Origin of the sequence: Desulfurella sp. (assembly GCF_023256235.1) — a bacterium.
In the GTDB taxonomy this organism is placed as follows: domain Bacteria; phylum Campylobacterota_A; class Desulfurellia; order Desulfurellales; family Desulfurellaceae; genus Desulfurella.
Window position 1 is genome coordinate 1 of the sequence record NZ_JAGDWY010000058.1, and the last position, 6,586, is coordinate 6,586.

Consider the following 6,586-nt stretch of genomic DNA (forward strand, 5'->3'; position numbering starts at 1 on the left):
ATAATATTTTATCTTTCGCTTCACGGTATTTTTCGACTAAGATTGCATCAACAAAATAAAAATCATTGCTGTTAATCGCAGAGTATAGGTTTTCTGAATTTAATTTCATAAACTGTGTTTCTAAAGCATTTTTTATATCTGGTGCTTCTTCGTTCAATTTTACTATTTTAACTTCATCTGGCAGATTTATATTATTACCATCAAAAATAATGTTTGTTGCATACCAGGATTCAGGGATAAATTCCTTGATTTTCTTGAATGCTGGTTCTGACTCAGATATGTATAACATTGGAATATTTATGCGCTGACCATCGAAAATTACGAATTTTATAATGTGCTTGTTCAATTTTTGTGAAAATGAGTCTAAAACAGATAGTAAATATATTTTTGTATTTGTTGAACTAGAGTTTAAAAGCTTATTGTAATATATTAGATATGCTGTTTTCAAGCTCTTTATGCTGTTTTCATCGAACATCTTTGAAGTTTGTATAAAGTCATCAATTTTTTCTAACCCATATTCCAGAGACACTAGTATCGATGTATAGATAAAGTCATAGTCTTCAAGCACATTTCTAAAGCCCGTCGATTTAAGATTATTGATGACGGATTGTATTATGGTTTTCTGCTCTGCATTGCTTTTTGCCACCAATTCGCTTAACTTCTTCTTAAACTCTTCCTGATTCATTTTTTGTCACCAATAAAAAATAGAAAAGATAAGGTATTTAAAAATTACCTAGTAATGGCAATAAATTATTATAAACATCTTCATCAATAATTTTGATTTTATTTAAAACGAATTTAGTAATATATTTTTCATAATCGATGCTTTCTTTTTTAATATTTTTTTCATATAACTGCAGACCAGTTTTTGTGTAAATGAAACTTACATAATCGCCTTTTGCTATTTTGTTTTTTGATTTTTTAATCGCTGAAACGTATTCGTTATTGTTTTTATATTCTTCAATATCTTTTGCAAGCTTTATTGTGATGGTTAAGTTTTCAGTTGGTGTTTCGCGTATGGTCTTGTATAGAGATTTAATATATTTTGCTAACTCGATAATATTATTGTCAAGAATGTAATTATAAATATTAAAGTATATATCGACAAAAAATATTGGAGTATCATGCCTTTTAATTTCAAAACCCATCGTGTGAAATTTGTTAATTGTTTTTCCATCGTAATATATTACTTGACCAAAATATCTCTTCTTCGCATCGGTCAAGAAAAACGAAGAAAAAATATATCCTAAAGATACCTTTAACCTCATATGCGACTTAATATATTCTTCATCTTTAATATATTTCCTTACAAAATCGTAAAGAGATGAATTTATCTTCTTTTCTATGTCTAATGCAAGGTTAATAATATTATTATCTAAATTATCAGGGAATTTTACAAAAATTGAATCTGTATCGCCGTAAATAACTTTATAACCAAGACTTTCAACAAAATTCTTTACATATAATAAAAGATTGCGACCAATATAGGTTATTGATTTGCTAATTAGAGGATTGTATAAGAAAAAGTTTTTATATCCCGTTGCGCCATAGAGTGAATTTGCAACTTGTTTTACTAAAGATTGCAATACATTGTAATACCTGAATTTAATATCGTTTATGTCATATTTTTTCATTTCTTCTTTATACTTTGCTCTTAACTGTAATAATTCAATTTCCAGTTCTGGGAACATTCCTGTAGTGTGTGTTGAAAATTTTACATTGTCAATAATAATATTTTCATTTAAATCTGGATTATGGCTAATGTTTTTTGACATTTCTGGAGAAATGTTAAAAGTCATAATGATAGATGGATACATCGATGAAAAGTCATAAACAACTACATTTTTATATCTGCCTTTTACTGGATTTAATACTAAGCCGCCTTCAATTTCTTCAAAATTATTATTGTTTTTGGATTTTGATGGAAATTTATACTTGCTAAAATATTTTTTATGCAATAACATCTCAATTACTACTGAATTGTGAATAATACGATCAAGGTTCCCATTAACTATGTTCAAACGAAGTGTAATATAATCAATAATTCTTACGGTTATTATTATATTGTGGGTCAAATATACATCTTTGATATTGTATTTTATTAATAAATTAATATTATTTTGCCAAATGCTTGGAATTTCTGAAGGCATTACATCTTCTTTTTTATCGTGTAAAACTAATTCTGAAATAGAATTTAAAGACATCGATATCGGTATACTTGATATTATCGTATTTGTAAAATTATGAATATAATCTTTTGCATCAAGGAAATATAACGAATCGCAAGATATATTGTCTTCAAGAATGTTAATATTTTCTAAATATTTATTCAAATCTATGCCTAAAACCTTTGCCCTATAAAATAAATAAGGAACGTCAAATTTATTTGAAAACCATCCTATAATAATATCAAAATCAATAACAGAAAGCATTTTGAAAAATGACTCTATCATTTCTTTTTCAGATGTAAAGTTTAGAATTTTAATATTTTTAAATTCTTCATAATTAATTTTTTGATTGTTTGGATTGTAAACAAAAATATTGTATAAATCACCCATTGAATTACAGGTCGAGATTGCTATTATTTCTTTCTCTGGATTTAATGGAGTGTTGCAGAAATTTGTCTCAATATCAATCGTGCAGAATTTATAATGTTTGGAATATTTTATATCCAAATTTTCATATAAAAATATGTCTGCTTTTGTTAGATGCTTTTCAAAAGTTGTATTTGAGCTTTCATTGTTATTGTAAACTTTTTTTAACTTATCATAAAAAACAGATATATATTCACCATTCTTATCAGGAACAAAGAAATATTTTTGTGCAGGATTTGAATACCATTTCTTTTTTCCATCGATATCACGATAATATATTTTTTGATTTGTAATTTTTATTATGCATTTCTTTTTGCATATTTCATTCAGTGTATTTCGATCTTCTTTTGAAATATTTAAGATTGGATAATATAAAATATTATCAATTTCATACAATTTGTTAAACTCTGCTTCTTCGGATAGTAATATATTTTTAGCAGTCTTGCCAAGAATAATAACTAAATTTGGATTAAAAATTTCTATTTGCTTTTTTATTATCGAAATTACTTCTTGATTTAAATTAGTAATATTTATAAATGAAACATAATAACTTGATAAATCTATCAATTCTTTATTAGATGAATTTATAACACATTTTCTATATAATTTAGCATATTCTTCATAACTATTTGCTTGAATTTTTTCTTTGCAATAATTTTTGTCAAAATCAATAACAATAACGTGTGGAAAGTTGAAAAAACCTAAATTTAAATTTCTATCATATTTTTCATAAATTTGCGAATTATATTTTATAATTTCATCATTGTAATATTTCATAATAAAAAATTAAAAAAATATTTTTATTTCTTTAATTCATTTAAATGCTTTTTAAATTTTCCGTTAACTCTGAGTTTCACCGTAATCCTTTCTGGTAAATTTATTTCTTTGCCTGTAAAACCAACCTTTGTCTTTTTTGGTTTCAATCTGGCTAACTCTATTTTACCAATAGGGGTGAAAACTTTTCTATCTTCTTCTAATGCTTTTTGTATTGCATTAAAAACGAAATTAAAAGAATCTCTTGCTTCTTTTGTTGTTATTTTATTCACGTAAGATATGTATTTTATCAATTTCCATCCCCTGAGTTTTTTGCTATTCATTACAAGCTCTTTGACTTTGCTTTCTTTTTCGCCATCATCTGGTGTTTCAGGTTCTTCATAGTCTTCATCGAAATCTTCATCATCTTCGTCTTCAAAGTCCTCATCATCGAATTCTTCATCCTCTTCTAGATCTTCTGGGTTTTTCTTTTCAACCATTTCAACCACCCAGGTGAAATTAAATTAATAAGGTATTTAAATATTATCTTTACTTATTATTTTGATAGAAATAATATCCGAACCTTGTATAAAATTTATTTTATTGTTTGATGTTAATATATATAAAATCGATTTTGAAATATTAAATTCATCATCACTATTTACAAAAGTATATCTTACATTCTCATTGTTTTCTAAATATATTTTAGTTGTGTCGTTTTCATGCTTTATTTCTATGTTCTCATTAACGAGCATATTGTAGTATTTCTTGTTTTCATCATTTATTACAATTTCTAACATAATATTTTATGAGATTGAAAAACTATTTAAAAATTTCTATGTTTTTTAACTAGAAACGTTTAAATAGTAATATTTTGTTTATAGTGCTGGTGAAAAATATGAACATAGAATATAAAAAGTCAATAAAAAATTTAAGATTTTAAGATATTGACAAATTTTAAAAAATTATTATATTATATGTGCCTCCAAAAGTGGGGGTGTATTTGGATTCGACAGGGTGTAATAGTAGTTGGGAATCATGCCGATGTCTTATCTGATCGTTAAACAGATAAGAAAAAATAAACGCAAACTCTGATTTAGCTTTAGCTGCTTAATCAATCGCAGCTAGGTGGCTTTGATTTATCGCTTGCTTTAAATTAAAGCTGCCTAATATTTTAAGCAAGCATCGCTCAATTGAGTTCGTTTGCGCACTCATTGAGCGATTAACAAGCGCAAAATCGGACTTCTTTGGTTTGACCTTTGCCAAAAGAAGTCTTAAAATTAAAAAAGGTCTAAGCATGTAAAAAGTTTCCAGCTACGAGACATTACTGGACGCGGGTTCGACTCCCGCCACCTCCACCATTATTAACTACCGTAAATTTCTTCTTTAGTAATCATTGATTTTAAATCATATAAAAGTGTAGAAAATTCATCTGTTGATTTTATTAAATCTGCACATTCATATGCTTCTTTTATTTTATAATTTTGTGCATATAGTATGCCTGCTTTATAAAAATTATCTAAAGCCTTTTTTACATTGTTTTTTTGTTTATAAACTAAACCTCTATTAAAATAAGCATCTGCATAATCTGGATTAATTTCAATAGCATTTGTAAAGTCAGACTCGGCAGCCGTTAAGTTCTTCAGAGTGTAATATACGATTCCCCTGTTATAGTATGCTTTATAACTAAGCGGTTTTATTTGTATTGCTTTTGTAAAGTCATCAATGGCATCCTGATAAAAAGCCAATTCATAATTTACTACACCTCTATTTATATAAGCTTTATAAAAATTTGGATTATTTTGGATAGCTTTTGTTAATTCATCTTTTGCTTTTTTATAGTAAAGATAAGTATTATCATTTTCTAATTCAGTAGAAGCCATCTTATTATAAACTATTGCACTATTATAATAAGCATATGGATTGTTTGGTTCAATGTTTTGAGCCTTTTTGAAGTTTTTTAATGCCTCATTATACCTATTAAGCTCAAAAAAAATTATGCCTCTATTTATATATGCCATGTAATTATTTGGATTTTCCTTAATAGCTGCTGTATATTCTTCAATAGCCTGTTGAAATTGGTTTTGTTCATAACTGCTTTGAGCCTGTCTAAAATATATCATCGATTTGGCCAGATTCGATATTTCCTGAGCATAGGCATTGCCTGCTAGCATTACGAATATTACATTAACTATTAAAATAAATTTTCTCATTTAAAACCTCCAAAAATATTTTTCTTTAAATAAATTTATAGCTAATAGTTTTCTAAAATGCAATAGAAAAATTTAATTTTTTACAAAGTTGACATAATCAATGAATTATACTATATTAAAAATAATGATAGTTTTTTTAGCAAATGATAAATTATTAATTTTAGGTTTATTGATTTTTTCATTCCTTATAGGCTTTATCTTAAATAATGGTATAAGTAGAATATATAAATTTATCGCAAAAAAAATTCCAATCCGTGATGAAATTAAAAGGTATTTTTATTTTCCAGCATGGTTTCTAATAAGCATTCTGACTTTTAGTATAATTAGTTCTGCAATAAATTTTAAATTGGAAAGCAGCGATTATATTATTACAAAAACTATTCAAATTTTATATATTCTGTTTTTTGGTATATTGTCAATTAGAACAATATCTTTTTTAGAATATATTTTAAACGAAAAACAACCAAAAGATATTGCTGATTTCCACAAAAGACAATTAAATACACAACTAAAAATTATAAAAAGTATTGCCACGGCTATTATTTCAGTAATTTGTCTGGCATTAATTTTTTTAAGTTTCAGTTCTTTAAAAAGCTTGGGTTCAACAATTTTAACATCTGCAGGCATTATTGGCATAATTGCAGGATTTGCAGCACAAAAAACACTTAATTTGCTATTTGCAGGCATTCAGATTGCAATCAGTCAACCAATTAAAATAGGGGATGTTTTGATAGTAGAAGGAGAATGGGGAACAGTTGAAGAAATTACATTAACTTATGTAGTACTGAAAATCTGGGATTTAAGAAGATTGGTTATACCTATCAATTATTTTGTTGAAAAATCATTCCAAAACTGGACAAAAACAAGTACACAACTTTTGGGAACAGTGTATATATATCTAGATTATTCAATAGACATTGAAAAATTAAGAAAAGCTTTAAATGATATTTTAAACAGTACTCCACTTTGGGATAAATTTGCAAGTGGTATTCAAGTTACTGATGCTAATGACAAAACTATGCAGGT

General features: G+C 26.4%; 6 protein-coding genes and 1 other RNA gene. 2 read left to right on the forward strand and 5 right to left on the reverse strand.

Translation table 11 applies throughout. The features are described from left to right. The 4 genes from Q0C22_RS05555 to Q0C22_RS05570 all read right to left on the reverse strand — a co-directional run. Positions 1–685 (reverse strand): hypothetical protein (locus Q0C22_RS05555; RefSeq protein ID WP_291492622.1); only part of this gene is annotated, 685 nt, incomplete at its 3' end. A gap of 37 nt (positions 686–722) precedes the next feature. Continuing rightward, complete coding sequence (locus Q0C22_RS05560) at positions 723–3,371, reverse strand: DNA-directed DNA polymerase (protein WP_291492625.1); 2,649 nt, start codon at positions 3,369–3,371, stop codon at positions 723–725. 23 nt (positions 3,372–3,394) lie between these two features. Next, positions 3,395–3,847 carry an HU family DNA-binding protein gene (locus tag Q0C22_RS05565; protein WP_291492627.1) on the reverse strand — a complete coding sequence of 151 codons (453 nt, stop codon included), beginning with the start codon at positions 3,845–3,847 and terminating at the stop codon, positions 3,395–3,397. Positions 3,848–3,883: 36 nt separating this feature from the next. Beyond that, the gene (locus Q0C22_RS05570) at positions 3,884–4,102 is read right to left on the reverse strand and encodes a hypothetical protein (RefSeq protein ID WP_291492629.1); all 219 of its coding nucleotides are present in this window, start codon (positions 4,100–4,102) and stop codon (positions 3,884–3,886) included. Between the two features lie 238 nt (positions 4,103–4,340). On the opposite strand from Q0C22_RS05570, the gene ssrA reads away from it, so the two are divergent. Continuing rightward, positions 4,341–4,708, forward strand: a transfer-messenger RNA (tmRNA) gene (gene ssrA, locus Q0C22_RS05575). A 3-nt stretch (positions 4,709–4,711) separates the two neighbouring features. Here ssrA and Q0C22_RS05580 read toward each other — a convergent pair. Continuing rightward, entirely contained in the window at positions 4,712–5,560 is an 849-nt protein-coding gene (locus Q0C22_RS05580; RefSeq protein ID WP_291492631.1) for a tetratricopeptide repeat protein, read from the reverse strand. A gap of 100 nt (positions 5,561–5,660) precedes the next feature. Between Q0C22_RS05580 and Q0C22_RS05585 the strand changes: the two genes are divergently transcribed. After that, positions 5,661–6,586: mechanosensitive ion channel domain-containing protein (locus tag Q0C22_RS05585; RefSeq protein ID WP_291492634.1), on the forward strand; the 926-nt coding region annotated here is incomplete at its 3' end.

Coding starts and splice junctions, on each gene's coding strand:
- Q0C22_RS05560 (WP_291492625.1), bottom strand. CDS start 3,371: ATGAAATATTACAATGATGAAATTATAAAATATAATTCGCAAATTTAT.
- Q0C22_RS05565 (WP_291492627.1), bottom strand. CDS start 3,847: ATGGTTGAAAAGAAAAACCCAGAAGATCTAGAAGAGGATGAAGAATTC.
- Q0C22_RS05570 (WP_291492629.1), bottom strand. CDS start 4,102: ATGCTCGTTAATGAGAACATAGAAATAAAGCATGAAAACGACACAACT.
- Q0C22_RS05580 (WP_291492631.1), bottom strand. CDS start 5,560: ATGAGAAAATTTATTTTAATAGTTAATGTAATATTCGTAATGCTAGCA.